19 protein-coding genes are annotated in these 24,179 nt (G+C 74.2%); 9 read left to right on the top strand and 10 right to left on the bottom strand.

Annotated elements, in window-relative coordinates; genetic code table 11:
- Nucleotides 1–15 precede the first annotated feature (15 nt).
- Genes ACQPX6_RS25485 through ACQPX6_RS25470 form a run of 4 tightly spaced genes read right to left on the bottom strand, consistent with a single transcriptional unit; the run spans nt 16 to nt 4,573 of the window.
- Nucleotides 16–1,362, bottom strand: a complete 1,347-nt coding sequence (locus ACQPX6_RS25485; RefSeq protein WP_433783412.1) for a hypothetical protein — start codon at nt 1,360–1,362, stop codon at nt 16–18.
- 7 nt (nt 1,363–1,369) lie between these two features.
- Nucleotides 1,370–2,347: a GDP-mannose 4,6-dehydratase gene (gene gmd, locus ACQPX6_RS25480; RefSeq protein WP_433783411.1), complete on the bottom strand. Its 978-nt coding sequence runs from the start codon at nt 2,345–2,347 to the stop codon at nt 1,370–1,372.
- The gene (locus ACQPX6_RS25475) at nt 2,344–3,321 is read right to left on the bottom strand and encodes a GDP-L-fucose synthase family protein (protein ID WP_433783410.1); all 978 of its coding nucleotides are present in this window, start codon (nt 3,319–3,321) and stop codon (nt 2,344–2,346) included. The genes gmd and ACQPX6_RS25475 overlap by 4 nt, the downstream gene beginning before the upstream one ends.
- Nucleotides 3,314–4,573, bottom strand: a complete 1,260-nt coding sequence (locus ACQPX6_RS25470; protein WP_433783408.1) for a glycosyltransferase family 4 protein — start codon at nt 4,571–4,573, stop codon at nt 3,314–3,316. The genes ACQPX6_RS25475 and ACQPX6_RS25470 overlap by 8 nt, the downstream gene beginning before the upstream one ends.
- Before the next feature lie 97 nt (nt 4,574–4,670).
- Between ACQPX6_RS25470 and ACQPX6_RS25465 the strand changes: the two genes are divergently transcribed.
- The 3 genes from ACQPX6_RS25465 to ACQPX6_RS25455 all read left to right on the top strand — a co-directional run bounded on the left by ACQPX6_RS25465 (nt 4,671) and on the right by ACQPX6_RS25455 (nt 8,062).
- Complete coding sequence (locus ACQPX6_RS25465; RefSeq protein WP_433783407.1) at nt 4,671–5,645, top strand: glycosyltransferase family 2 protein; 975 nt, start codon at nt 4,671–4,673, stop codon at nt 5,643–5,645.
- Nucleotides 5,646–5,861: 216 nt separating this feature from the next.
- A complete protein-coding gene (locus ACQPX6_RS25460) occupies nt 5,862–7,325 on the top strand; it encodes a sugar transferase (RefSeq protein ID WP_433783406.1) in 1,464 nt (487 codons plus the stop codon).
- A gap of 29 nt (nt 7,326–7,354) precedes the next feature.
- Entirely contained in the window at nt 7,355–8,062 is a 708-nt protein-coding gene (locus tag ACQPX6_RS25455) for an FkbM family methyltransferase (protein WP_433783404.1), read from the top strand.
- Between the two features lie 5 nt (nt 8,063–8,067).
- On the opposite strand, the gene ACQPX6_RS25450 is transcribed toward ACQPX6_RS25455, so the two are convergent.
- Entirely contained in the window at nt 8,068–8,904 is an 837-nt protein-coding gene (locus tag ACQPX6_RS25450; RefSeq protein ID WP_433783403.1) for a class I SAM-dependent methyltransferase, read from the bottom strand.
- Between the two features lie 201 nt (nt 8,905–9,105).
- On the opposite strand from ACQPX6_RS25450, the gene ACQPX6_RS25445 reads away from it, so the two are divergent.
- Nucleotides 9,106–12,303 (top strand): BTAD domain-containing putative transcriptional regulator, encoded by a 3,198-nt coding sequence (locus ACQPX6_RS25445; RefSeq protein WP_433783401.1) that lies wholly within the window; start codon nt 9,106–9,108, stop codon nt 12,301–12,303.
- A gap of 21 nt (nt 12,304–12,324) precedes the next feature.
- Here ACQPX6_RS25445 and ACQPX6_RS25440 read toward each other — a convergent pair whose 3' ends face one another.
- Complete coding sequence (locus tag ACQPX6_RS25440) at nt 12,325–12,735, bottom strand: DUF7002 family protein (RefSeq protein WP_433788356.1); 411 nt, start codon at nt 12,733–12,735, stop codon at nt 12,325–12,327.
- 62 nt (nt 12,736–12,797) lie between these two features.
- Between ACQPX6_RS25440 and ACQPX6_RS25435 the strand changes: the two genes are divergently transcribed.
- Complete coding sequence (locus tag ACQPX6_RS25435) at nt 12,798–13,118, top strand: DUF6247 family protein (protein ID WP_433788355.1); 321 nt, start codon at nt 12,798–12,800, stop codon at nt 13,116–13,118.
- Between the two features lie 35 nt (nt 13,119–13,153).
- Here the strand turns inward: ACQPX6_RS25435 and ACQPX6_RS25430 are convergent, their stop codons facing one another.
- On the bottom strand, nt 13,154–14,023 hold the full coding sequence (locus tag ACQPX6_RS25430) for a hypothetical protein (RefSeq protein WP_433783400.1): 870 nt from the start codon (nt 14,021–14,023) through the stop codon (nt 13,154–13,156).
- A gap of 134 nt (nt 14,024–14,157) precedes the next feature.
- On the opposite strand from ACQPX6_RS25430, the gene ACQPX6_RS25425 reads away from it, so the two are divergent.
- Complete coding sequence (locus ACQPX6_RS25425; protein WP_433783399.1) at nt 14,158–17,439, top strand: AAA family ATPase; 3,282 nt, start codon at nt 14,158–14,160, stop codon at nt 17,437–17,439.
- A gap of 15 nt (nt 17,440–17,454) precedes the next feature.
- Here the strand turns inward: ACQPX6_RS25425 and ACQPX6_RS25420 are convergent, their stop codons facing one another.
- A complete protein-coding gene (locus ACQPX6_RS25420) occupies nt 17,455–18,447 on the bottom strand; it encodes a hypothetical protein (RefSeq protein ID WP_433783397.1) in 993 nt (330 codons plus the stop codon).
- Between the two features lie 45 nt (nt 18,448–18,492).
- Complete coding sequence (locus ACQPX6_RS25415) at nt 18,493–19,953, bottom strand: polysaccharide biosynthesis tyrosine autokinase (RefSeq protein ID WP_433783396.1); 1,461 nt, start codon at nt 19,951–19,953, stop codon at nt 18,493–18,495.
- A gap of 314 nt (nt 19,954–20,267) precedes the next feature.
- On the opposite strand from ACQPX6_RS25415, the gene ACQPX6_RS25410 reads away from it, so the two are divergent.
- Genes ACQPX6_RS25410 through ACQPX6_RS25400 form a run of 3 tightly spaced genes read left to right on the top strand, consistent with a single transcriptional unit; the run spans nt 20,268 to nt 23,707 of the window.
- On the top strand, nt 20,268–21,479 hold the full coding sequence (locus tag ACQPX6_RS25410; RefSeq protein WP_433783395.1) for a lipopolysaccharide biosynthesis protein: 1,212 nt from the start codon (nt 20,268–20,270) through the stop codon (nt 21,477–21,479).
- Entirely contained in the window at nt 21,472–22,827 is a 1,356-nt protein-coding gene (locus tag ACQPX6_RS25405) for an O-antigen ligase family protein (RefSeq protein WP_433783394.1), read from the top strand. Before ACQPX6_RS25410 ends, ACQPX6_RS25405 begins: the two co-directional genes overlap by 8 nt.
- Nucleotides 22,736–23,707: a glycosyltransferase family 2 protein gene (locus ACQPX6_RS25400; RefSeq protein WP_433783393.1), complete on the top strand. Its 972-nt coding sequence runs from the start codon at nt 22,736–22,738 to the stop codon at nt 23,705–23,707. The genes ACQPX6_RS25405 and ACQPX6_RS25400 overlap by 92 nt, the downstream gene beginning before the upstream one ends.
- Here ACQPX6_RS25400 and ACQPX6_RS25395 read toward each other — a convergent pair.
- On the bottom strand, nt 23,704–23,949 hold the full coding sequence (locus tag ACQPX6_RS25395; protein WP_433783392.1) for a hypothetical protein: 246 nt from the start codon (nt 23,947–23,949) through the stop codon (nt 23,704–23,706). The two genes, ACQPX6_RS25400 and ACQPX6_RS25395, sit on opposite strands and share 4 nt — an antisense overlap.
- Nucleotides 23,950–24,179 lie beyond the last annotated feature (230 nt).

Genomic DNA, 24,179 nt, shown 5'->3' with positions numbered 1-24,179 from the left:
ACGAGCCGTCGATGGTCAGCTCCTCTGCACGCTCGACGGGTCCGCGGCCGGCGTGGGCGCCGGTGCCCCGTCCCCCGGACGCGTCGCGAGGAGCAGCGCGGTGCCGACGACGAGGACCACCTCGAGGGGCAGCCGGTAGCGGGCCAGCGCGAAGAACACCGTCGGGACGGCGAGGCTCGTCACCACGTAGCCCGCGATGAGCCAGGTGCGGGCGCGGCCGTCCGCTCCCGACGACTGCCGCCACCAGCGGATCCAGCCCCCGACTCCGAGCACGAGGACGACGAGGTAGCTCCCCAGGTACACCGGGTTGGTGCTCCGCGGGTCGGACAGGTCGACGGTGACCTGCGCGACGAGCTTGCGGACGTCGAGCAGCACCGTGCCCACCGGGTCGGTCGTGATGTGGTCGAGCGCGGCGTCGCGGAAGACGGCGTCCCGCTCGGCCTCGTAGTCGCGCGTCACCGGGACGGCCGCGAGGCGCGCCTCGAGCTCCGGCGGGGGGTCGGCGTCCTTCTGCGAGCCGGACGCGCCGGGGTGGTTGCCGATCCAGAGGTTGAACCCGCCCGTGGTCGCCGTCGTCAGGACGGGCTCGCCGAGGACGGCGGTGTTCCGGATCGCCCACGTGGCCGGGAGGACCGCCGCGACGATGACGACCACGCCCGCCACGGCCAGGCGCGACCGCCGGTCGGTGACGAGCGGTCGCGCGAACGCGGCCACCCAGAGCGCGACGAGCGGGACGATCACGACGGCCTCGGAGCGCAGCAGGCACAGCAGCCCCAGACCCACCGCGACGAGGACGAGGCGTCGCCACGTCGCGGCGCCGGCGAGGACGGCCAGGCCGGCGAGCAGCCAGATCTCGAGCGGGAGGTACAGGTTGGCCGCCGAGACCTGCGTCGCCAGGTAGACGGCTGTCGGGAGCACCGCGAGGACGAGACAGGCGACGCGGGCCGCGGTCGCGCCCGCGAGGGCCCGGACCAGCACGAACAGGCCGAGCAGGCCCGCCGCGGCCAGGAGCGTGTTGACCACCCGCACGATCCACACGACGCCCTCGGGCCCCAGGGCCAGCGCTCGGGCGAGCACGGTCGCCCCCGCCACGACCACCACGTAGGCGGGAGGCATGAACGCCCCGGGCAGGTAGGCGGCGCCGGGCACGAAGCCCTCGACCACGCCGGTGGGGGTCACCGAGAACCAGCTGTACCCGTCGCCGTTCACCCAGTTCGTCGCGATGACGCCGAACTCGTAGAGGTCGACGTCGCCCGCGTCGAACGCCACACCCGCGGCGAGCCGCAGGACCACGAGCAGGACGAGGCTCACCACGACCGGTACCCGCGCGAGGCGGGCGCCGAGGGCGAGCAGGCGGGTCACGGCCTCGTCACCGGTCCAGCGCCGCCAGGTCGGCGTCGACCATGAGGTGGGCGAGCTGCTCGGGCATGGTCTGGGCCTTCCACCCGAGGTCGGTCATCGCCTTCGAGGCGTCACCGATCAGCGCGTCGACCTCGGTCGGGCGCAGGTAGGTCTCGTCGAACTGGACGTGCTTCTCCCAGTCCAGCCCGACGCGCTCGAAGCACCACTGCGTGAACTCCCGCACCGTGGTCGCGGTCCCGGTCGCGAGCACGTAGTCCGCCGGTTCGTCGGCTTGGAGCATCCGCCACATGCCCTCCACGTACTCGGGGGCATAACCCCAGTCGCGGACGGCGTCGAGGTTCCCGAGGTACACGTTCTGCTCGATCCCCGCGGAGATGCGGGCCACGGCGCGGGCGATCTTGCGGGTCACGAACGTCTCCCCGCGGCGGGGGGACTCGTGGTTGAACAGGATCCCGTTGACCGCGAACAGCCCGTGGGCCTCGCGGTAGTTCCGGGCCATCCAGTACCCGTAGACCTTCGCCGCCCCGTACGGGGAGCGCGGGTAGAACGGGGTGTCCTCGGACTGCGGCGGCGGGGTCGCCCCGAACATCTCCGACGACGAGGCCTGGTAGTACCGGGTGTCCACCCCGACCATGCGGATCGCCTCGAGCAGCCGCGTGGTGCCGACGCCGGTGGTGTTGCCGGTGTACTCCGGCTCGTCGAACGACACCCGCACATGGGACTGCGCGGCCAGGTGATAGACCTCGTCGGGACGGATCTTCTCGATCAACGTCACCAGACGGCTGGAGTCGGTCAGGTCGCCGTAGTGCAGCACCAGGCGCTGCTCGGGCTCGTGCGGATCCTGGTACAGGTGCTCGATCCGCCCGGTGTTGAACGTCGAGGAACGACGGATGATCCCGTGCACCTGGTAACCCTTGCCCAGCAGGAGCTCGGTCAGGTACGACCCGTCCTGCCCCGTGATCCCCGTGATCAACGCCCGCTTCACGCGCCCGCCCCCTGCTGCTCGAGGAACCACTGATAGGTAGACGCCAACCCCTCGGCCAGCCCGATGGTCGGCTTCCAGCCCAGCGCCTGCAGGCGGGACACGTCGAGCAGCTTGCGCGGCGTGCCGTCGGGGCGGGAGGTGTCGTAGACGATCTCGCCCGCGAACCCGACGGTGCGCGCCACCAGCGACGCGAGGTCCGCGATCGGCACGTCGTCGCCGACGCCGACGTTGATCGGCGCGGGGTCGTCGTAGGTCTCGAGCAGGTGCAGGCACGCGGACGCGAGGTCGTCGACGTGCAGGAACTCGCGCCGCGGCGTCCCCGTGCCCCAGACGGTCACCGACGACGAGCCCGCCGAAGCCGCCTCGTGGAACTTGCGGATCAGCGCCGGCAGCACGTGCGAGGTCTCGAGGTCGAAGTTGTCGCCCGGCCCGTAGAGGTTGGTGGGCATCGCCGAGATCCACGCCCGGCCGTACTCGCGGCGGAAGGACTGCACGCCCATGATCCCGGCGATCTTCGCGATCGCGTAGGCGTCGTTGGTGGGCTCCAGCGCGCCGGTGAGCAGCGAGTCCTCGCGGATCGGCTGCTCGGCGTACTTGGGGTAGATGCACGACGACCCGAGCAGCAGCAGCCGCGACACCCCGGCCGCGTGGGCCGCGTCGAGCAGGTTGGCCTGGATGCGCAGGTTGTCGTGCAGGAACTCGACGGGACGCGCGGCGTTGGCGGCGATCCCGCCGACGCGGGCGGCCGCGTCGACGACGACCGCGGGCCGCGTCTCGTCCAGGAACCGCGCCGTCGCGGCGGCGTCGCGCAGGTCGACCTGCGCCGACCGCACGCCGACGACGTCGGTGAAGCCCTGGGCCCGCAGGTGGCGCACCACCGCGGACCCGACGAGCCCCGACGAGCCGGCGACGAACACGCGGGCGTCGCGGGGCAAGGGCCGGCCGAGCTCCCAGCCGGCGAGCGGATCAGACATGGCGTCCCTCCGGAACGGGTGCGCGGGAGGCGGCGAGGCCCTCCACCCAGCGCTGGTAGTCGCGGTGTGCGGCGGCGGCGCCGAGGTGGTCGATCGCGTAGGCGCGGCCGGCAGTGGCCAGCGCCTCGGCGCGCGCGGGATCCTCGGCGATCCCGCACACGGCGTCGAGCAGATCCTCTGGCCGCCCGGGGTCGACGCGCTCGCCGCCCCCCGATCGGCGGATCTCGGCGGCCGCCGCGCTGCGTTCCCACGAGGCGGCGACCACCGGGCGCCCGGCGCTGAAGTACGAGGTCAGCTTGCTGGGCACCGACATCTCGGCCACCGTCGTCGCCTCGTTGACCAGCAGGACGTCGGCGGCGGCGAGGGCGTCGGGGAAGCGGTCGCCGGGCAGCGGGTCGAGGAACTGCAGCCGCCCGACGCCGGCGCCGCGCTCCTCGAGGGCCGCGCGCTGGTTGCCGTCGCCGAGCAGCACGAACCGCACGGGGGCGGCGCGCTCGTCGGCGAGACGCGCGGTGTCGACCACGTTCTCCAGGCCCTGCTTGAGGCCCATGTTGCCGGCGTGCAGCACGACGACCTCGTCGTCGCCCCAGCCCAGCGCGCGGCGGGTCGCGGCGCGCTCGCCGGTGCCCGACGCGACGTGCGACCAGTTGCGGATCACCGTCACGCGCTCGCGGTCGACGCCCAGGGCGGCGAGGCCGTCGCCGAACTGCTCGTGCACCACCGCGACGCCGTCGGCGCGCGCCAGCAGCCAGCCCTCGAGCTTCGCCGCGGCGCGCCCGGCGCCGGCGGACGCGATGCCGGTCTCGGTCACCGCGCGGCTGTAGAGGTCCTGGGTGACGACGCCCAGCGCGGTGCGTCCTCGTCGCTTCCAGCGCAGCCCCGCGAGGACCGTCAGCAGCACCGGGCTCACGGCGATGACGACGTCCGGGCGGCGCGCGCCCTGCCGGCCGACCGTCGCCGCGTGCAGCGTGAACGCCGCGTCCATGACGACGCGGCGCAGGGCGCTGGGGGAGCGGGGCACGGGGTGGCGCACGCGCGTCACGGGCACGCCGTGGTCGTCCTCGCGGACGCGCAGGCCCGTGTAGCCGTCGTGCACGGCCCACTGCGGGTAGTGCGGGTAGCCGGTGACGACGCGCACGCGGTGCCCGGCGGCGGCGAGCGCGGCCACCATGCCGGCGGTGTAGGGGGCGTTACCGGTGTGCTCGGGCGGGTAGTGCATCCCCAGCACGAGCACGTCGAGGGCGGCGTCCATCGGCGTGGAAGCCCTCCTGTCGCTCGACCGGTGATCACGGACTGGTCCGAGCGGCGCAGTCGTTGACCGTACCTCCGATCCCCCGGACGATAACAGCGTGTCGCCATCGCCGTCCCACATCACCTCGTTGTCGGCATCACAGCGGGCCGAGCGTGACGATGAGCGACCGCGCGTCTCGGTCTGCATCCCGCTCTACCAGAAGGTCGACTACGTCGGACGGACGATCGACAGCGTCCTCGCCCAGAGCTTCACCGACTTCGAGCTCGTCGTGGTCGACAACGGCAGCACCGACGGCTCCGGCGCCGTCGTCGACCGCTACGACGACCCCCGCATCCGGGTCGTGCGGCACGCCGACACCCTGCCGATGATCGAGAACTTCAACGCCACCGTGGCGGCGACCCGCGCGCCCCTCGTCAAGGTGCTCAACGCCGACGACATGATCGAGCCCCACGCGCTCGCGCGGCAGGTCGCGGTGATGGACGCCGAGCCCGGCGTGGCCGTGGTGTCCAGCCGGCACCACCTCGTGAACGACCGCGACGAGGTCGTCGCCCGCGACCGCACCCTGCGCACCCCCGACCTCGTCGGCCGCCGGGACCGGGCCGCGGTGGTGCGCCGCGTGGTGCGCCACGGCGGGAATCCGCTCGGGGTGCCGGGCAACATGCTGTTCCGCCGCTCGGCGTTCGACGCGATCGGCGGCTTCCCCACCGACGACTCGTTCGTCCTCGACGTCGCGCTCGCCATCCGCCTGACCACCGTCGGCGACTTCTACGGGCTCCCCGAGACCCTCTCGCGGTTCCGGCTCGCGGTCGGCTCGGAGGGCGCGTCCGACCGCCGGCGCAACATCCGGGCCCAGCGCGCCTTCGTGCGCGGGCTGCGCTCCGAGCACGCCGACGTGGTGAGCCGGGTGGACGTCGTGCGGGGCTGGGCGCGGTGGCCACTGACCTACCTGCGGCACCAGGTCATCATGTCCGCGTCCTCGGACCCCGACTCGCGTGTGCACCGGGTCACCGCGCGACTGCTGCGCAGCGGCGGAGACCGTCGTCACGACCGCGCGACGCGAACCGAGTCCTGACCTGCAGACCTTCACGGTGTGCGTAGGAATGACTACGCCATCGATCGCAACCTTCTTGTCAACGTTCTGACCAACCCCTTCACCCGAAGGTGTTCCACCCGTACATTCGCGTTCGCTCAACCGGGTGACAACATGTCGAACTCGTGACGTTGAGCGTCCGCTTGTGCTGCGAGAGGAGCAACGGGGTGGAGACGAGTGGCTGCTGACGCTTCGGCCATGCGTACGTACGTATACGAGTCGGGTCACGAGTCGATCCCGGACAGTGACCGTCGGCCCGTCGACGACGACCGCCCCCCGTTCGACCGTCCGGCGGTACCCCCGCCCTCCCGCGCGCTGCTCGGCTTCCGCCACGCGGTGCACTGGAAGGCCTGGATGCTCGTGCTCCCGGTGGACGCGGCCCTGCTCGCGCTCCCGGTGCTGTGGCTGCCGCAGTACGCGAAGGCCGTGCTGGCCGTCACCGTCATCGCGATCGCCCTGCTCTCCGGCGGCGGGCGCTACCGGGCGCGGCTGCACCTCTCGGTGCTCGACGAGCTGCCCTCGGTGATCGGGCGCCTGCTCGTCGCCGCCGCGCTCGTGGCCAGCGTCTTCGCCCTGCGCCACGACGGCGAGGGCGTCGAGGTCTTCCTGCTCATCGTCCTGCCCGGCCTGGGCCTCGTGGTGCTCGGGCGCGTGGCGACGACGCGGTTCATCCTCGCCGCCCGCCGGCGCGGGGTCGTCGCGCACCGCACGCTCGTGGTGGGCGGGGGACCGCTGGCCGCCGACGTGATCGAGCTGCTCCAGCGCCACCCGCGCTACGGGCTCGCGGTGGCCGGGTTCCTCGACGAGGGCCGCGACTGCGCCGCCGCGGTGTTCGCGCCGCACGTCGGCACCCTGGCCGACCTCGAGACCATGGTGGTCGAGAACGACATCGACGTGGTGCTCGTGGCCGGCGGCGAGTTCGACGAGGCCGACCTGCTCGACCGTGTGCGCAGCCCCGAGTGCGCGGCGGTCGACCTGCTGATCGTGCCCCGGCTGCCCGCGTTCGTGACCCAGACCGGCACCGGCGACCACATCGGCTCGGTGCCGGTCATGCGCATCCGCACGCCCCCGCTCGACGGGGTGAGCTGGGCGGTCAAGCGCTTCGTCGACGTCGGCGTCAGCGCCGTGGTGCTCGTGCTGCTCGCCCCCGTGCTGGCGGCGTGCGCGCTGGCCGTGCGCCTCGAGGGCGGCCCCGGTGTGATCTTCCGGCAGGCGCGCGTGGGTCGTGACGGCCGGCAGTTCGAGTGCCTGAAGTTCCGCTCGATGCGCCCCGCCGACGAGCGCGAGTCGGCCACGCAGTGGTCGGTGGTGGACGACCACCGCGTCGGGCCGGTGGGGCGCCTGCTGCGCCGGACCTCGCTCGACGAGCTCCCGCAGCTGTGGAACATCCTGCGCGGGGACATGACCCTGGTCGGCCCGCGGCCGGAGCGACCGCACTTCGTGGAGAAGTTCTCCTCCGAGCTGCCCCGCTACGGCCACCGCCACCGCGTCCCGTCCGGGCTGACCGGCCTGGCGCAGGTCAGCGGCCTGCGCGGCGCGGACACCCCGATCTCCGACCGCGCGCGGTTCGACAACTTCTACATCGAGAACTGGTCCCTATGGCTCGACGTCAAGGTCCTGCTGCGCACGATCTCCGAGGTCCTCTTCGCCCGCGGGCGGTGACCCACCACCCCGTGCGGGAGGCTCCACCGATGACAGTCGCGGACACCACCAAGACCCTGTTCCGCCGGGCCGGGGTCGAGGTCACCCGCTACCGCCCCGTCGAGCGGCGCCGGCAGACGCTGATCGAGGCGGCGGGGGTGCGGTCCGTCCTCGACGTCGGCGCCAACACCGGCCAGTACGCCTCCGAGCTGCGGCGCTGGGGGTTCGACGGTCACGTCCTGTCGTTCGAGCCCCTCCCGGACGCCTTCGCCGAGCTGCGGGCCGCGACGGCGTCGGACCCCCGCTGGTCGGCGGTGAACGTCGCGGCCTCGGACAGCGCGGGGCGCGCGTCGCTGAACGTCGCGGGCAACTCGGCCAGCTCGAGCCTGCTGACCATGGCCGCGACGCACGAGCGCGCGGCGCCCGGCGCGGCGACGGTCGGGGTCACCGACGTCGCGCTCGCGCGCCTCGACGAGGTCGACGAGGTCCGCGGGCTCCCCGACCCGCTGATGCTCAAGCTCGACGTCCAGGGCCACGAGCTCTCGGCGCTGCGGGGTGCCACCGGCGTGCTCGACCGGGTGGCGCTGATCGAGGCGGAGCTCAGCGTCCGCGAGCTCTACGACGGCGCGCCGCTGATGCGCGAGGTCCTGCAGGTGCTGTCCGACACGGGCTTCGAGCTCGTCGGCCTCGAGCCCGGCTTCCACGACCCGGCCGACGGCACGATCCTCCAGTTCGACGGGTTCTTCCGGCGCGCGTGAGCTCGTCAGGTCCGCTGCAGCAGCAGATAGCCGTAGTTCCGGTCGAGGGCGTTCTCGGGCACCAGCGTCATCACCACGGGCGACAGGCCCGTCCCCGCCATGGCGGTCCAGAACTCGTCGAGGCGGTAGGTCGTCATGTTGGCGTTGAAGTAGCGGTAGTTCCGCCGTGAGGGCGCGGTGCTCGTCGAGCCGGTGCTGTACTTGATCTGGACGAACGCGAGCCCGCCGGGCCGCAGCAGCTCGGCGGCGAGCTCCATGAGCCGCAGGCCGTACTCCGGGCTGGGGACGAGCTCGAGCACGTAGAGGCAGACGAACAGGTCGACGCTGCCCGCCGGCAGGTGCTCCCGGACGGCCTCGGGCTCGGCGACGTCGACGACGAGCTCGGTGACGGGCGTCGCGCACGTCGCGCCGACCTGCCGGGCGGCCTCGGCGGGCGAATCGGGGTTGACGTCGACCGCGACGAGGCGGTCGGCGCGCGGTGCGAGGTGCACCGCGTTGGCCCCGCCGCCGACGCCCCACTCCAGGACGCAGCCCAGGTCGGGGACGCCGCCGAGGGAGGCGGCCAGCCGGTCGAACAGCGCGAGGTGCTCGGCGCCGATCGCGTCGAAGCGCTCCGCGTGGATGATCGAGCCGTTGCGCCAGTGCGACTGGTCGTTCCACTGCGGGTCGCTGCGGTCGCTCCAGTACTCGGCGGCGTCGGCGATCAGCCGCTGCTCGCTGTGCCGTGCCCCGACCGCACCGAGCGTGCGTTCGTAGAGCTCGCGGGTCCGGTCGCGCTCACGCCGGAGACGCCGCCGGACGCCGGTGCGCGACCTGTCCGATTTGGGCCGGTTCGTGCTCATCGGGGCGATGGTGCACGACGCCTCCGTGGCCACACGAACCCCCCGTGTCACGGCCACCGCCGTCACCAGCGGCGACGACGACAGCCGGGGCCCGCGTGTTCCGCTCCGGTGCACGGACGGGCCCGGTGTTTCACCTCTTCGGTACTCACCCGAGCCTGACTAGCCTGGTCACGGGGCACGTGGAGGCTCGCTGGGGGGCGGATGGGGCAGCACGTCGAGGTGCGCCTGCTCGGAGACGTGGCCGTCGTGCGCGACGGCGACGTCGTCGTCAAGCGCAGCCCGCTCCAGCGCACCCTCCTGGCGCTGCTCGCGCTCGATTCGGGCACGCCGACCGCGATCGGCACCCTGCTGGCCGAGGCGTGGCGGGAGCAGAAGGACCCCAAGGACGCGACGGCGGCGCTGCACGTCCAGATCCACCACCTCAAGGGCTGGCTGGACCCCGAGCGCCTCGACCGCCACGTCGCGAGCACGAGCGGCGGGTACGTGCTCGACCTCCCGGCGGAGCGGGTCGACCTCCACCGCTTCCACGGGCTCGCCCGTCGCGTCCGGCACGCCGCCGCGGAGGACGTCGTCGCGGTGGCCGACGAGGCCCTCGCGCTGTGGCACGGCGACCCGTTCGCCGGCTGCGCGGAGGCCGATCGCCTGGTGGCGGCCCGCGTGCACGCGCAGGAACGCCGGCGGGCGCTGATCGACCGCTACCTCGACGCCCTGCTCGAGCTCGGCCGCCCGCACGACGCGGTGGGCGTCGGGCTGCCCGAGCTCGTCCGCGACCCCGACCGCGAACCCCTCGTCCACCGCGTCGTGACCGCGCTGCACCGCGCCGGCCGGGGGGCCGAGGTGATCGACGTCTACCAGGCCTACAGCGCGCGGCTGCGTGTCGAGCACGGCGTCGAACCGGGGCCCGCGCTCCGGGGACTCGTGATGCACATCGGGCGCGATCCCCACGCCCGCCCCGGACCGCCGCCGCCGTCGGCGCCCACGGTGGTCGGCCGCGAGGAGCCGCTGGCCCGCGTGGTGGACGCGCTGCACGGCGGGGGCCGCATCGTGGTCGTCGAGGGCGAGGCCGGCATCGGCAAGTCGGTGCTGCTCCGCGCCGCGCTCACTGCCGCCGACCGGCAGGGGGCGCGCGTCGGGTCCGGCGCGTGGGAGGCCGGGGCGGGGCCGCTCGCCGCGTGGCACGAGGCGCTCACGCCGCTCGGGATTCCGCTGTCGACGACCGCGCCCGGCCCGGCCCTGCACGCCGAGCTGGCGCGGCAGGTCGCCGCGGTCCCGCTCCTGCTGGCCCTCGACGACGTGCACCGCGCCGACTCGGCGTCGCTGGCGGTGCTGACGACGCTCGCCCGCCTCGGCCTGCCTCACGGGCTCGTCCTGCTCCTGGGCGCGCGGACGCCGGACGCCGTCGCCCACCCCGAGTGGGAGGCCGCGCACGCCGAGCTCGCCGGGTCGGCACAGCTCGAGCGGGTCGCGCTCGACGCCGTGGACCACGCGGCGGTGCGCGGCATGGTCGACGCGCGCCTGATCCGGTTCGCGGCGCCGGCCCGCACCCGCCTCGCCGACCTCCTCTGGCACCGCGCCCACGGCCATCCCCTGCACACCGCCGCCCTGCTCGACGCCATGGCCGCCCAGCCCGACGAGGACGGCGCCGCGGCCGCCGCGGGCCGGGTGCCCGACCGGCTGCGGCCCACGCTCGCGCACCGGGTCGCCGGCCTGCCGCCCGCGACCCGCCACGGGGTCGAGGCCCTGGCCGTGCTGCAGCCCGTGCCGCTCGCCGGCCTCGCCCGCGTGCTCGAGACCGGCCCGCTCGAGCTCGCCGACCGGCTGCGTCCGGCCGTCGACGCCGGCGTCCTGGTCGCCCGGGACGAGGGCTTCGCGGTCCGCCACGACCTGGTCGCCGACGCCGCCCGCGACGCCGTGCCCGACGTCGTCCGCGCGCACCTGCACCTCGCCCGGCGGGAGGACCTCGACCGGGAGACCGACGCCTTCACGGCGCTGCGGCACGCCGAGGGCGCGGCGCCGTTGCTCCCGGGCGACGCCCTGGCGCGGGCCCGGCTCGACGCGGGCGTCGCCGCCTACCGGGGACGCGCGCTCGTCGAGGCCCTCGATCTGCTGACGCGCGCGGCCGACGCCCTGCCCGCCGGGCACGAGCCCGTGCGCCTGGTGCACGAGGGCCTCGCGCTGGCCGCCCTCGGACAGCTGGCCCGGTCCGACGACGTCCTCGACGCCGCCGTCGCCCACCCCGCCACCGAGCCGGAGGTGGCGGTGCTCGCCGCGATCGGTGACGAGTGGCTGGGCCAGCGCGTCGGCGGCGACCCGCGCCGGCTCGCGCGGCTGCACCACGTGGAGGCCCTGCCGCTGCCCGACCCGGCCCGCTTCGAGCTGCTCGCCGCCCTGTTCCGCGAGGAGGCGCTCGGCGGCACGTCGCGCGACGACCTGCTCGACGAGCTGGTCGCGATCGCGGCCCGGCTCGGGGACGACCCCGTGACCGCCGCGCGGGTCCGGGCGCTGGAGGCCCGGTCGCTGGTGGAGGCCTCGGCGCCGGTGGGGGAGCGGCTCGCGATCACCGAGGACGCCCACGCCCTCGCCCACGCCACCGACGACCCTGCGCTGCACCTCGACGCCACCGAGCAGCTGGTCACCGCCTGCCTCGCCGCGGGCCGCGTCGCCCGGGCCCGCGAGCTGCGCGACGACCTCCTGCGGATCGCCGAGCGCTGGCACCGCCCGCGCCAGATCTGGGCCGCCGAGCTGGTCGAGGCGTCCCTCCTGCTCGCCGAGGGCGAGATCGACGCCGCCGACTCGGCCGCGCTGCGCGGGTTCCAGCGCGGTCTCGACCTGGGCCTCGCCGACGCCGCCCGCGCCTACGGCGTGCACCAGCTGGTGCGCCACCTGCTCACCGGCACGCTGCCGGCCCTCGGCGACCTGGCGGCGCGCGCCGCCGCGGACGCGCCGACGATCCCGGCCTGGTCGGCGGCCGCCGCGCTGGTCGCCGCCGCGGCCGGGGACGACGACGAGGCACGCGGGCACCTCGCCGAGTTCCGGCGCCGGCGCGCGGCCAACACCAGCCGGTCGTTCGACCGCCCCGCGCTGTGCCTGGCCGCCCTGGCGTCGTTCCGCCTCGCCGACGGCGAGACCGCCGCCCTCGTGCGCGAGGGTCTGCCGCCCGATCCGGACGCGATCGTGCACGTCGGCTTCGGCGCGGCGCTGCTCGGTCCCGCGACGCTGCACAGCGGCCTCGCCGCGTGGACGTTGGGGGACATCGAGACCGCCCGGACCGAGATCGGCCGGGCCCACGCCGTCACCGCCGGTCTGGGCTGGATGCCGTGGGCGGACGCGGCGTCCGCGCTCCTCGCGGCCCTCGACGATCCCGGCGGCGACCTGCCCTTCGGGCTGTCGCGGGCCTGACTGTGGGCCCGAACCGTGTCCTCAGGACACGGTTCTCGGCCGCGGCCGCCGGGTCTCGGCCCGGCGCAGATGCGCGGCCACGTCCGGGATCCCGCCCGCCACCGCGAACTCGGCCACCGTCTCCTGCGCCGGGAAGTCGGCGACGCCCCGGAAGGTGTGCGTCCCCCGCCGGCCCGAGGGTCCGTGGACAGCCCCCGAGTTGATGGTGGTGAGGACGACGTCGGGGCCGTGGGCGTCGAGCACCGACGCGGTGTTCAGCGTGAGCACGATCTGGGCGCCGTCCGCGTACCGGCCGATCGACCACAGCCGCCGAAGGCGAGCAGCTCGCTGTCGTCCACCGCGACCATCCTCCGGCCACGGCCGACATCGCGACGGCCGAACCGTGTCCTGAGGACACGGGTCGCTCGCGCTGAGCCCCTCGCCAGAGGCGATGGTTTCGCGCGTTCGTGGTCCGCCTGTCAGATCGCTGGGCTACCGTCGCTGACGTGACGGCGATGCCTTCGGCCAGCCCTGGCCCCCAGCCGCGGGACCCGCTCGCACCCGGCGCGCAGCCTGCCGCGATCGCCGCGGCTTTGTGGCCCGGCGACCGTGAACGCTTCCTGGCCTCGTTCGAGCGAGAGCTGCAGCGTGCTCGATCGACTCTTGACCTGTCGGCGCTCGTCGCGACGTTGGAGCAGTGGCGGGGCGTCGCCGCCATGCAGTCCCGGCCTGAGGAGTATCGCCGAGACCTGCGCCGTGCCGCCGCGCTGATCACCGGGGAAGCGAGCCCGGAGGACGAGCCCGTCGAGGTCACGCGGGCCAAGGCCGACGCCTAGGTGCCCTGTGAGCTCGACCGGGGACTGTGGTTCCCCTACCCCTGACCGCTCTGCCGCACCCGGCACAACGTCCCCTGCCCGAAGGCCGCCCACAACATCCGCGGCGTGACGAGGGCGTGGGGGATCGGGTCGTCCGCGTCGGCCAGGTCGGGGTCGAGCGGGGGCACGACGAGCGGGTCCGGGACGTGCGGGCCGCCGACGACGTCGCGTGTCAGCGCCGCCACGCCCGACCGCGTCACCGCGGTGAGGCCGTGGTGCAGGAAGTCCCAGTCCTCCGCGACGAGGACGCCCATCAGCCTTCGCCAGCTCCGCCACTCGCGGTTGCCGATGCCGTCGACCCGGTCGTCGACCCGCCGCATGAGCCGCGTGAACCACCGCGGCTCCTCGGTCGCGTCGCCGATCCCGTAGCCCGTGCCCCGGGGCGGGACCATCTCGCCGCGGGTGAAGACGCGGCCGTAGGCGTTCGCCACGAGTTCGGCGCAGTAGTAGCTCGGCGTCCGGCAGGTGGCCGCCCGGACGGTCGCGACCTCACGGGCGGCGGTGAAGATGCGCTCCGCCAGCTCGGGCTGCGACACCCGCAGCTCCACCGACCGCAGGCCCGCGGCGACGGTGACGAGCTTGGTGACCGAGAAGGTCCCGCTCGCACCGGCCGCCTCGTGGAACCGCCCGAGGTAGGCCAGCGCCCGGCGCCGCCGTGGCTCGGGCATGGGGATGCAGTAGAGGGCCCGGTACGGCCGGAACGTGGAGAACGCGTCCCACCGCACGCCGCCGAGATCGATCCTGCTGTCGCCGGGGAGGGTCTTGACCTGGGCGCTGGCCAGGTGGGTGGCCGGGGCGCCGTCGAGGCCGTCCTTGCGCACGGCGATCCCCGAGTGCGAGAAGCACGTCCCGTCGAGCCTGCTCATCAGCTCACCGAGCGGCTCGCCGGGGATGCGCGTCACGAGGAGTAAGTCGCCGGGCCGGATCTCGCCTGGTTCCATGACCCCAAAAGACGTACGGTCCTCAACCATCGTCACTTTCGGTGTCTCCGGGGGGTCCTGTGGCATCGCCGCCACCGTCTGCTCGGGTCCGGCTGCTGGGTGAGGTCGCCCTCGTCGGCCCCGACGGCGTGGTCACGCGCCCCGGACGCCGCCTGCGCACCGTTCTCTCGCTGCTCGCCGCCGCCGGCGGGAGCGTCACGTTCGAGGCGTTGATCGACGAAATCTGGGGCGAGAAGTTACCCCAGGGCCCCGAGAGCGCGCTGCAGGTGCTGATCAGCCGGCTGCGCCGCGAGGTCCCTCCGGGCGCGCCGCCGTTGCGCATCGAGACCGTCGGCGAGTCCTACCGCCTCGACGTGCCCCGCGACGCCGTCGACCTGCACCGCTTCCACGACACCGCGATCGCCGCGCTCGACCCGGCCGCGACGTGCGAGGAGGTCCTCGACCGCGGCGCCCGCACCCTCGCTCTGTGGAGCGGCGACCCCTTCGGCGGCGCCGCCACCATGCCCCGCCTCGGGGCCGAGCGGGTGCGCACCCAGGACCGCCTCTTCCGCGTCGTCGAGCGCCTGGGCGCCACGCTGCTCGGCGCCGCCCGCCACGACGACGTCGTCGACGTGGTCCGCCCGTTCCTCCACGTCGACCGGGTCCGTGAGCGCCCCGCCCTGCTGGTCGCCGAGGCGCTGCAGCGGGCCGGGCGCACCGGCGAGGCCCTCGACATCCTCGAGGCCAAGCGCCGCTACCTGGGCGACGAGTACGGGCTCGACCCGTCCCCGGAGCTCGACGACCTCACCCGCCGCCTGCGCGCCCCGACCCCCGCGCAGCCCCGCCCGCGGCCCACGCTCGTCGGCCGTGACGGCGAGCTCGCGACGATCCGCGCCCTGCTCGAGGAATCCGCCACCGGCACGGTCGTCGTGGTCACCGGCGAGGCCGGCATCGGCAAGAGCACGCTGCTGCGGGCCGCGCGGCGCGACGCGCAGGCCCGCGGGACGGCCGTGGGCGGCGGCACCTGCGACCTCGACGCGCCACCGTGGTCGGGCTGGGCCGAGGCCCTCGACGAGCTGGGCGTCGACCCCGTCGCCCCCACCGACCTCATCGCGGGCCGCACCCTGCACGCCCGCCTCGCCGGCCGGGCCGAGCAGGGGCCGGTGCTGCTGACCGTGGACGACGCCCACCACGCCGACTCCGCGACGCTCGCCGCCCTGCGCGCGCTGGCGCGGCGTGGGCTGCCGGCCGGCGTCGTGCTCGTCGTCGCCGCCCGCGAGCCCGACAACCACGCCCACCCGGCCTGGTCGGCGACCCACGGCGAGCTCGCCGTGCTCGAGGGCGTCCGCGATCTGCGCCTGCCCGAGCTGGACCGCGACGCGGTGGCGACGCTGGTCGTCCGGCACCTGCCCGGGCTCGCGGAGGCGGGCGTCGAGCGCGTGACGACGGCGCTGTGCGAGCGCACGCTCGGGCACGCCCTGCACGTGGCGGCGGTGCTCGAGTCGCTCGAGGGGCTGGACGACCCCGACGGCGACAAGGCGTGCCGCGAGCTCGCCACCGTCGTCCCCGCCCGTCTGCGCCCCCTGCTCGACCACCACCTCGCCGAGCTCGAGCCCCCGGCCCGCGAGGCCCTCGACGCGCTGGCCGTCCTCTCACCGATCGCGCTCGCCGACCTCGCCGCTGTCCTCGACGCGGAGCCCCGGGCGGTGGCGCTCGGCCTGGGCCGGTCCGTCGACCGCGGCCTGCTGCGCGCGACCGCCGACGGCTACGCCTTCCGCCACGCCCTGACCCGCGACGCCGTGCGCGGCTCCGTCCCCCCGGCCGGCGCGCAGGCGCTGCACCACGCCCGCTTCCGCGCGCTGCCCGACGACGGGGAACCGTTCACGCGGCTGCGCCACGCCGCCGGCGCCGGCGGCATGGTCAGCGCCCGGGAGCTGGGCGACGCCCGGTGCGCGGCGGGCGTCGCGTCCTACCGGCAGGGTGCGCTCGAGGAGGCGCTGGCCCAGCTCGACGCAGCCCACGAGGTCTCCGACCCCGCCCGCCGGGCCTGCTACCGCGGGCTCATCCTCGAGGCGCTCGGCCGCCGCGAGGAGGCCGACGACGTCCTCGACCAGGTCGTCGAGGGAGTGGTCGGGGCCGGCGCCGTCGTGGGGGACGCTCCCGACGGCGCCGTCGACTCCGCCGTCCTCGCCGCGGTCGGCCACGACGCGATGGGCATCGAGGTCGCCGGTCGCCCGCGCCGAGCAAGGCGCCTGCGTCGCGTGCGGGACCTGGCGCTGACCGAGGTGCAGCGGGTCGAGGTCCTGCGCAGCCTGATCATCGAGGAGGGGCAGCTGCACGGCGACGTCGACCCCGGCCTCCTTCCCGAGCTGCTGGCCCTCGCCGCTCAGGGCCTCGACGACCCGCGCCTGCTCGCCGAGGTGCGGGTGCTGGAGTCCATCCACCTCGTCGACGCGCCCGTCGGCTCCGCGCAACGCCTCGCGGTCGCCGAGCAGGCGTGCGCGCTGGCCCGGGCGGCGGGGGAGGACATCCTGGTGTTCGAGGCCGAGGAGCTGCGCATCGCCGCGCTGCTGTCCGCCGGTCGCCAGGACGAGGCGCAGGGCGCACTCGCGGTGCTCGGATCGCGGGCCGTCGAGCGCCACCGACCGCGGTCGATCTGGCTGGCCGCACTGCTCGAGGCGGAGCTGTTGCTCGCGCGCGGCGAGACCGAGCAGGCCGACGAGGCGGCGCTGGCAGCGAGCCGGCGTGGGCAGGAGATGGGGCTGGCCGACCCGGCCCTGGCGTACACGCTGCACCTGTTCACCCGTCACTGGCTCGCGGGCACCTTGCCGGAGCTGAAGGGCCTACCGGCGGGTGCGGCGGCGGCCTACCCGCACATCGCGGCATGGTCGGCGGCCGCGGCGGTGGACGCAGCTCAGGCCGGTGATCGCGACGCCGCGACCCGTCACCTCGCGGAGTGGCACCGCAAGCGCGAGGGCCGTGAGGGCCATCTCTTCGATCGGCCAGGCCTGTGTCTCGCCGCGGCGGCCGGTTTCGCCCTCGGCGACGTGGCCACCGCGCAGGCCGTGTGCCGCGGGCTGCCGGCCGACCCCGGAGCGACGGTGCTGGTGGGCGTCGGGTCGGGGGTGTTCGGGCCGCTCGCGCTCTTCCAGGGCCTCGCACACGCCACCCTCGGCCGGCGCGCGGAGGCCCGTCGCCTGTTCGGCGCGGCCGCGGCCCTCGCCGACGACCTCGGCTGGACGCCCTGGGCCGACGCCGCGCGGGGCCTCGCCCGCCTGGTGCGGGCCGGAGCGACGGGACGCCCCGCGGGGCTCGTCACCCTGCCGGACGCCCGGCCGCTCGGGCTGCTCCCGCCACCCTGACGCGGGTACGGGGCCTCAACAAGCGCCCGGGGCCGTCGCGACCCCGGCGGCCAGGTCCGGCGACGTCGCGGGCGTCGTGGCGGTGGGCCAGGCGGTGATCTCCCACGCGTACCAGGCGATCCCGGCGGCCCCGGCCGCGCAGTACGCGGCCGCCTGCTCGCGCATCTGCGCGGCCGTCAGCACGTCCAGGACCTCGCCGTCGCGCGCCCGGGTGCCGTACCAGGCCTGGGCGACACCGACGAGCGGCTTCTCCTCCGGCTGCCACCCCCGCTCCACGAGCGCCCTCGTGAGGGTGGGCAGGGTCTCGGTCATCGTGTAGTCGGCCGCGTGCGGGGGATCCTCGGGCGGCCGCGGCTCGGGGTAGACGTACGGGGCGACGACGTCGCACGCGGCCGGCGAGTAGTTCTCGGCCACGCCCACGTCCCAGTCGGTGTCCGGTGTCGAGACGGCCGCGAAGCCGCACAAGGCCGGACGGTCGCGGGGGATCTCCGCCCGGACCCGCTCGAGGGCGCGCACGAGGCCTCCGTGGTCGTACGGGGAGACGTCGTCGAGGATCCAGTAGCCGGCGATCAACGGGTTCCCCGCGTCGCGCCGCACCACCGCCCGGACGTCGGCGACCAGCTGGTCCTCGCTGTAGGGGGCGTACTCGGTGCAGTAGGAGTTGGGGGTCCCGTCGGGTGGCGGCGTCACGGTCCACGTCCGTGCGCACTGGAGGGCGGACACCAGGGACGACGGCTCTCCGGAGATCACGCGCATCTGCCGCCGCGCGAGCGCACGCCCCAGATCGGAGTCCGGCGTCGGTGGCTCCCCGTAGTTGATCGCCGTCCGGACCCCGGCGTCGGCGGCCTGGTCCACCGCCGCCGGAGTCGAGAGGCTCCACCCCGCCGGGAGGGCGAACGGGACCGCGGTGCGCGGCGGGGCCGTCCCGCCGGCGGGGGCCGTCCCGCCGGCGCCACGGACTCCCGCGGCGACGCCCACCAGCACCAGCACCACGGTGCTGACGAGCACCCACGTCCTACCGGCGGAACCGCCCACCACACCCCGTCCGATCCATCACGGCTCCCGGGTGTGCAGCACCACGGTGCGGGGGGACGGGCTGGGGCGGGCGCTGCCGTTGTTCGGCCGGGGCCCGGTCTGCTCCGGCACGGGCAGGGCCCGGGCGCCGATGCGGTACGGAGTGCGCTGGTCGTAGGTCGGCGTGGGCTCCGGACTCATCGCCAGGACCGTGGCCGAGATCTCGAGCGAGACGTTCGCCAGCGCCGTCGCCGCGGCCTGGACCTGGCTGCGGCTGGTCCTGCCGTAGCGGCAGACCAGCACCACCTCGTCGATCGACGAGGCGAGCGCCACGGTGTCGGTGACCGGGTTCAGCGGCGCCGTGTCGACGATGACGATGTCGTAGCTGCCCGCGGCGTCGCGCAGGAACCGCGCCATCTGGGGGGACTCGAGCACTTCGCTGGGGTTCGGCGGGAGCGGCCCGCTCGTGATGACGTCGAATCCGCCGGGGGCGTGCCGCTGCACGACCTCCCGGAGGGACGCGCGTCCGGTGAGCACGGTCGTGAGCCCGATGTCGTCCTCCATCCCGAGGTAGCCCGCGATGCTGGGACGACGCAGGTCCGCCTCGACGACCAGCACCGACAGGTCGCTCGCGGCGATGGCCCACCCGAGGCTGAGCGCCGTGACGGTCTTGCCCTCGCCCGCCACCGCACTGGTGATGGCGAAGACCCTCTTCGATCCGTCGAGGCTGATGAACGTCAGGTTCGTGCGAATCTTCCGGGCCGCCTCGCTGAGCTCCCGATCGGGACCGATGCGCAGACCGGGGTCGGGCGCGGCGACGCTCGGGACGAAGGGGATGACGCCGATGCAGCTCGCCCCGGCAGCATTCCTGAGCTGTTCCTCCGATTTGACGGAGGTGTCGAGGGCGTGACGCGCGAAGGCGAGACCGAGCCCCAGTGCGAGACCGATGAACGCGCCGAGGGAGAAATTGAGCGCGGGACGGGGAGAAATCGCCTCGGGGAGGACGGTGGGCGGATCGACGAGCGTCGCCGTCACGGCGGGCGAGCCCCCGAACGACGTCGCCCGCTCGAGCTGACCGACGAGATCGATGAACGAGGCGGCCACGGCGTCGGCGGTGCCGACCGCCCCTTCCGGTGACCCCGCCGTGACCTCCGCGGTGATCAGGACCGTCTGCGGTTCAGCCGACGCCGTGATGTGCGCGGCCAGCTCGTCCGGGGTCGTGTCGAGATCCAGCCGGTCCACCACGTCCCTGGTCACGCGCGGGCTCGAGAGCAGCTGCACGTAGGACTTCACCTTGTCCTGGGACAGCTGCTCGCCCTGGAAGGCGTCGTAGGAGTTGCCGGGCGGGACCGGGGTGGACACGTACACCGTGAACCGCGCCGCGTACTGGGGCGAGGAGAAGATCGTCACGAGGCCCGCGACGACGAGGCCGGCGATCACCAGGGAAGCGATGACCAACTTCTGCTCACGCAGGACGCGGAGATAACTGCTGAACGGCACGATTCCCCCAGTCTGGCGGTCGGAGCAGCGAGGCTCTCCCACAGCCGACACGATCCGCTACACCATCAATCGATGAATCACTCGGACGGCCCAGAGCACGCGCCCCTGGGCTAACGGTTTCGGGGGGTATTGCGACCGTAGTCACCGGGCCAGGAGTACGCGACGGCGAGTTGGGCTGTGAGGAGGTGTGGCGGGCATTGGTGAGTGAACGGTCCGAGACGATGCGTGATCCGGTCCGGAACAGCTCGAGATCCGTTTTCCGGCGCGTCGGCCGCCACACCGCGCTGGGCTTCCGGACGTATTCGCTGACATTGGTGACCGAGCTCGCCACCGTCGGGGCGGCGCTGCTGGTCTTCCACCTGGTCGCGCGTCTCGGGGTGGCGCCGTTCGCCGAGTACCAGGTGGCCCGGGCCGCGATCACGTCCCTCGGGCCGGCGCTCGTCGTGGGGCTGGCGGTGGCCCTGCCGAAGTACGTCTCCCGGGCCGTGGCACGCGACGGGGGCAGGGCCCCCGACCTGCTCCGCACGGCCCTGCTGCTGGGCGCCGGGTCGATCCTGTGCGTCGCCGTCGCGGGGACCTGGTTCAGCGGGGCGGTCGCGCAGGTCGTCTTCGGCAGCGCGGACCGCAGCGACCTGGTCGTCGGGATCGTCGTCATGGCCTGCGGAGTGGTGGCGGACGGCGTCACCTACGGCTACGTCCGGGGCCGGTTGCTCGACCAGACGGCCAACCTGGTCCGGATCCTCAACCTCGGGGTGTCGCCCCTGGCGGCGGCCCTGCTGGCCGACGACGTCGTCTCGCTGCTCGTCCTCGCCGGCTCGTTCATGGTCCTCGGCTCGCTCGTGACGCTGGCCGTCGTCGCGTTCCGGCCGCGCCTCCCGCGGGTCACCGCCGGGACGAGCGGGGCGATGGTCCGGTACGCCCTCCGGCGCATGCCCGGCGACATCGCGCTGGCCGCCCTCCTGACGCTGCCGACGATCCTCGCGACGCACCTGGTGGGGATCGAGGAGGCCGGCTACGTGGGGTTCGGGACCTCGGTCGTCGCGCTCGTCGTCGCCTTCATGGCCCCCGTGAGCTACGTCCTCGTGCCGCGCCTGAGCCACGACCTCGTCCGCGGCGGCGGCCAGCTCCTCGAGACGGCGCGGTGGCTGCCGGTCTTCTTCGCCGCGCTCGCGGTGTGCGGCGTGGTCGCCCTGTACTTCCTGATGCCCCTGGTCGTGTCGCGCTACCTGGGTCCGGAGTTCTCCGGGGCCGTCGTCGTGGCGCGGGAAGTGATGCTCTCGAGCATCCCCCTCGCCGTGTTCATGGGAGGCCGCAGCTTGATCGACGCCCTGTACGAATCGGCCCGGAACTCGCGGAACCTGATCATCGCGGTGCTCGTCGAGATCGCCGCCACCTTCGCCGCGGTGACGGTCTGGTCCGGGGCGACCGGCGTCGCCGTCGGGCTGTTCTGTGGGTGCAGCGCCCTCGCCGTGCTCACGGGCGTGGCGCAGTGGCGCATCCCGAGGATCGAGACCGGTCGTGTCTGACGCCCTGCTCGTGGTGGCGCTCTTCGTCGTCGTCCTGCTCGCCGCCCCGCTCGTCCCCCTCGAGCCGCTGATCGTGGTGCACATGGTCGGGGGCTCCGGGCGGTGGGCCGAGCTCCCGCCGAACGGCCTGGGGATCCCGCTGATCACCGGCTCGGCGGTCGTCGTCCACGTCTTCGTGCGCTACTGCGCGTCCCCACGAGGTCCGCGGAGCACGGTGCGGGTCGTCCCGCGGCCGGAGATCGCCCTCGCGGTGTCCGGGGCGCTGTTCGCCGGCTGGGTGTTCGCGTCCCTGTTCTGGAGCCCGTCGACCGAGTACGGCCTGGAGAAGGCCGTGCGGCTCGCGGCGCTCGACCTGGTGCCGGCGGTCGTGCTCTACGCCGCGATCGTGCTCGGCTACGCGGACGTCCGCCAGGTCGTGCTCCTGCTCAAGTGGGCCGCCACGGCGCTGAGCCTGGGCGGGGTCGTCTCCGCGTTCATCACGGGCAGCACCGACGAGAACGACCGGCTGTCGATCGGCGGCACCGACCCGATCCGGTTCGGCATCTTCGCCGGGATCGGCCTCCTGCTGTGGATGTACCCCATGAAGGAGTCCTTCCCGCCGTGGTTCCTGCGCTGGACCATGGTGATCCTCTGCGCGGGCGCCCTGATCGGCAGCGACTCGAAGGGCCCGGTGATCGCCACCGCGGTCGCCCTCGTGGTGCCGGTGATCCGCACGTGGTCGACGAAGAACGCGGCCCGGCTCGCCGGCGTCGTCCTCATCGCGATCCTCGCGTTCCTCGCGCTGCCGAGCTCGTACACGGAGAGGTTCGACCCGTCCATCTACTCGGACCCGGCCCAGTCGGAATCCGTGGCGCTGCGCCAGCAGTACCAGACCAGCGCGATCGAGGAATTCATGACCCACCCCCTCGCCGGGGGTGGAGCGGGCTCCTTCAACACCATTCCTCAGGTGGCCTGGGGCGACGAACTCCCCGTGGGCAGCGGGGTGGTGCGGTACCCGCACCTGTTGCCGCTCGAGGTCGCCGCCGAACTGGGAGTGATCGGGCTGGCCCTGCTGTCCTGTCTCGTGTACACAACATGCAGGATCGTCAGCCGCCGCGCTGTTCCCGATGCTGTTCTGGCGCTCCTCCTGATCAGTGCCACGGAGACGTTGTTCTCGGGCGACATCTCCGACCACAGGGTGATCTGGTTCAGTCTCGCTCTGGCCGCCGGTTCCGTTCACCGCGCGTCGGCGGCCGAGCATTCGCGGAGAGTCGGAGATGAAGACAGAGATCTCGGTGGTGATCCCCGTCCTGAACGACGCGGGAGGCATCGAGCGCTGCCTCCGCTCGATCCAGTCCCAGAGGGATGAGCACTCCGCGGTGTCGTCCATCCTCGTGTGCGACGGCGGCTCGCGGGACGGGACGCGGGACGTCGTCGGACGCCTCGCCGCGGACGATGCCCGCATCGTGCTCCTGCACAACGAGCACAAGACCGTCCCGCACGCCATGAACCTGGCGGTGCGCCACGCGACGACCCCCGTCGTCGTCCGGGTCGACAGCCACGCCGCCCTGGCCGACGACTACGTCGACACGGCCGTCCGGGAGCTCGAGGAAACGGGCGCCGACGTGCTCGGCGGCCCGATGGTGCCGGTCGGGCGGGACCGGGTCGGCCGGGCCGTGGCGTGGGCCCTCACGCACCGGGTCGGCGCGGGCGGGGCCTCGTTCCACCGGTCCGGGGTCTCGGGGCCGGCGGAGTCGGTCTACATGGGGGTCTTCCCGGCGGCGACGTTCGCGAGGTTCGGCCCGTTCGACACGGCGTTCACGCGGAACCAGGACGACGAGTACACGTACCGGGTGAACGAGCAGGGAGGCCTCGTCTACCTGTCCGCGCAGCTCAGGAGCACGTACGAGCCCCGGGGCTCGGTCCGCGCCGTGTGGCGGCAGTTCTACCAGTACGGCCTGTTCAAGCCCCTCGTGCTGCGCAAGCACCCCTCGGGCATCAAGGCGCGGCACGTCGCCCCGAGCTCCGCCCTGCTGCTCTGGGGACTCGCCCTCCTGGGCGGGCGCCGGCGCATCGCGGCACTCCCGCTGCTCGGCTACCTCACGGTCGTGCTCGCGAGCTGCCGTGACCGGAGCCCGTCCGTCTGGGGCGCCCGCCTGGTCGTCGTCCTCGCCATGCACCTCGGCTACGGCCTGGGGTTCGCGGTGACCCTGGTCGGCGGGTCCGGCCGGCAGCGCGCGCGTCTCTAGAGCTCGCCGGGCGGGTGCAGGGGGACGCCGTACACCTCGACGTCCTCGATGCCGTCGTGGCGGAGCTGCTCGCGCATCGCCGCGAGCGCGGGCCCGATCTCGCGCGGCCCGTACGGCCCGTAGGCGTGCACGGCGCCCGCCGCCCGGTCGACGACGAGCAGCACGCGGCCTTCCGCGACGCCGTGTCCGAGGAACCGGTCGAAGGATTGTCCGAGATCGGCGACGAATCCGGGGTCGCTCACGGGCACGCCTCCTCGACGGCGGCGCACTTCGGTGGGATCGCTCACGGACGATGACCAGACAACGTTGCAGGGTCAGGATTCCGGATTCCGGGACGTTTCTCGACGGATCCGACATCGCGGACCGTAGCCCACTCCGCGCTCCCGGGGAACACCGAATTCGCGGCTAACGCTCTCGTCGGGCTCCGCGACTGGAGGGGCCTGGTGGGTGCGACATCTCCTGCCTCGACACC

The organism is Actinomycetospora sp. CA-101289, from assembly GCF_050955895.1.
Classification (GTDB): domain Bacteria; phylum Actinomycetota; class Actinomycetes; order Mycobacteriales; family Pseudonocardiaceae; genus Actinomycetospora.
The sequence above is the reverse complement of the archived record's forward strand: the minus strand, read 5'-3'. Positions and strand labels throughout refer to the sequence as shown.

Bases quoted from the DNA above. Each gene is read 5' to 3' on its own strand.
- ACQPX6_RS25475 (WP_433783410.1), bottom strand. From the start codon at position 3,321: ATGTCTGATCCGCTCGCCGGCTGGGAGCTCGGCCGGCCCTTGCCCCGC.
- ACQPX6_RS25470 (WP_433783408.1), bottom strand. From the start codon at position 4,573: ATGGACGCCGCCCTCGACGTGCTCGTGCTGGGGATGCACTACCCGCCC.
- ACQPX6_RS25460 (WP_433783406.1), top strand. From the start codon at position 5,862: ATGCGTACGTACGTATACGAGTCGGGTCACGAGTCGATCCCGGACAGT.
- ACQPX6_RS25455 (WP_433783404.1), top strand. From the start codon at position 7,355: ATGACAGTCGCGGACACCACCAAGACCCTGTTCCGCCGGGCCGGGGTC.
- ACQPX6_RS25450 (WP_433783403.1), bottom strand. From the start codon at position 8,904: ATGAGCACGAACCGGCCCAAATCGGACAGGTCGCGCACCGGCGTCCGG.
- ACQPX6_RS25445 (WP_433783401.1), top strand. From the start codon at position 9,106: ATGGGGCAGCACGTCGAGGTGCGCCTGCTCGGAGACGTGGCCGTCGTG.
- ACQPX6_RS25435 (WP_433788355.1), top strand. From the start codon at position 12,798: ATGCCTTCGGCCAGCCCTGGCCCCCAGCCGCGGGACCCGCTCGCACCC.
- ACQPX6_RS25430 (WP_433783400.1), bottom strand. From the start codon at position 14,023: ATGAGCAGGCTCGACGGGACGTGCTTCTCGCACTCGGGGATCGCCGTG.
- ACQPX6_RS25400 (WP_433783393.1), top strand. From the start codon at position 22,736: ATGAAGACAGAGATCTCGGTGGTGATCCCCGTCCTGAACGACGCGGGA.